1 protein-coding gene is annotated in these 2,140 nt (G+C 36.8%); it reads right to left on the reverse strand.

Annotated elements, in window-relative coordinates; translation table 11 throughout:
- Positions 1-1,341 (reverse strand): group II intron reverse transcriptase/maturase (gene ltrA / locus ACQKMR_RS28345; protein ID WP_427700240.1); only part of this gene is annotated, 1,341 nt, incomplete at its 3' end.
- Positions 1,342-2,140 lie beyond the last annotated feature (799 nt).

Raw genomic sequence — 2,140 nt, forward strand, 5'->3', positions numbered from 1 at the left:
CCGTTGGGCATAAATGGGCACAAACACCATGTCTTGTATTTTAAAGTATTGTGGTAAGTAACCTTTATAGCGTTTTTGTAGTGTGTTAGTCATGTCATCAAACGTAGCTTCTGTTCTGATATTCTTCAATCGATTATATAAAGCCTTGTTTAGATGGCAGGACAACTCACTTAGATTTTTAGAAATTTGAGTGGCTGCTGCGTAATAGTTTTGTATCCCCATTACCACAGTATTGTAATGCCAAACTGTTTCAGCACATGGCTTTTTCTGAATTTCTTTTATAGAATCCTTAATTTTTATGAGTGCGCTAGACTTTGCTTTCTTCGTCATATTTGATTGAGCTACATATCCCATCCTTGTCTTTCCTTTCCTAATCACTCGGAAAGAGAACCCAAGGAATTCTGACGAATTCTTCTTTAAGTTAATGACCTTTGATTTTTCATCACTTGTCTCAAGGTGTAATCTAGTATTAAGAAAATCCTTAATGGCATAATTCATTTTAATCGCTTGCGAGCGAGTACGGCATAATACCTTGAGATCATCAGCGTATCTAACAATGTAACATTCTTTTAGGTTTGATTTCTTGAGTGCTTTTACTTTGCTTCCATTATATTTATATTCATGGTTGCTCTGAAAATTTTCCCATTGATTACTTACCCACCAATCGAGTTCATTTAGAACGATATTCGATAAAAGTGGTGATAGAATACCTCCTTGCGGAGTACCTTTTGTTGGTACACCTTCTCCTTCAACCTCTGCTTTTAATAGCTTTGATATGATAGAGAGTAATGGTTTATCTTTTATTCCCAGTGACCATATTTGTTTAAGTAATTTACTGTGATGCACATTATCGAAAAATCCTTTTATGTCTACATCTATACAATGATAGAGACCCACCATATTTACGAGTGATTCCAATCTTGCTTTCGCATGATGAGTGCTTCTATTCGGTCTGAAGCCATAACTGTGTTTATGAAATTTTGCCTCGCAAATGGGTTCTAATACTTGTAAGATACATTGTTGGAGAATTCTATCCCATATCGTTGGGATTCCTAATGGTCTTACTTTCCCATTTGCTTTAGGAATGAAAACACGCCGAACATTTTCTGGTTTATATGCTTGAAACATATTTTTGACATGTTCGATTACCTTTTCTACAGATAAAAATTTAATATCATCAATCGTTAACTTATTTGTCCCTGCCGTTTTACTCCCTGTATTTCTCTTGATATTTCGATAAGCGAGACGTATATTTTCGTTGGAACTAATCAGTTTCATTAAGCCATAGAAATTTTGACCATCGACACTTTGAGCATACAAGTTGTCAAAGCAATGTTGCATATCGTAATACTCACTGTGTCTCAGTTTCTTTCGTTTCAACAAGTCGGTGACTCCCTTGGGAGTTGAACCTCTTTTAGTCTCACAAGAACCTTATTAACCGATAAAGAACTGTCTTACATGGTTGAATGATTCTTCACTAGTCTAGTGGCTATCCCTTCGGGTTGATTAGACCTTTCATCGGTACTGTGCCACCACTTTCACTGATACAAAGATAAGTTATACAGTAGCTATTCTCGCTAGTGTTTTCCTTATCAACGCTTCTTTAGGAGTAAGCCCTCCACGTTATCAGCTTACAACGTTGAATTATATCTATTATAGAAAGAACTTAGGTGCTTCCTCTAAGCCTGTTAGCCGTTCATATGCCTGTAACATATCATGGATTTTCATATGAGCTAGTCTTACTTATCCACTGCTAACCTCACATTTGGTGATATACACATTTCTATGTATTGTGCGTGTAGACCCGTACATTCAGAAGTTCGTCAGCTCAACCTTTTATTTAGGTTTATTCACATTCTCACCATATTCATTCAACTCAAGCATCATGATTTACACCACCCCCGCGGGTAGGCTTTCGCCAGCCAAACTGATACGGTAAATTCTCACGCCTTTTTGCCGAGCTTATAACACTATCATTCTTACTAAATCAATGCTATTCGACTCAGAGAGAACCCTTCAAGGCGTTACCCTATCATTTGATTCTTCGATATAACCCTTCAGTTCCGTAAGGAACTGTCTAACCTTTACCTGAGTAATGTGACCATTCTCAATTTAAGTTAGAAACATTTCGCACAACTAA

The organism is Peribacillus sp. NPDC096540 (assembly GCF_050278525.1).
Taxonomy (GTDB): domain Bacteria; phylum Bacillota; class Bacilli; order Bacillales; family DSM-1321; genus Peribacillus.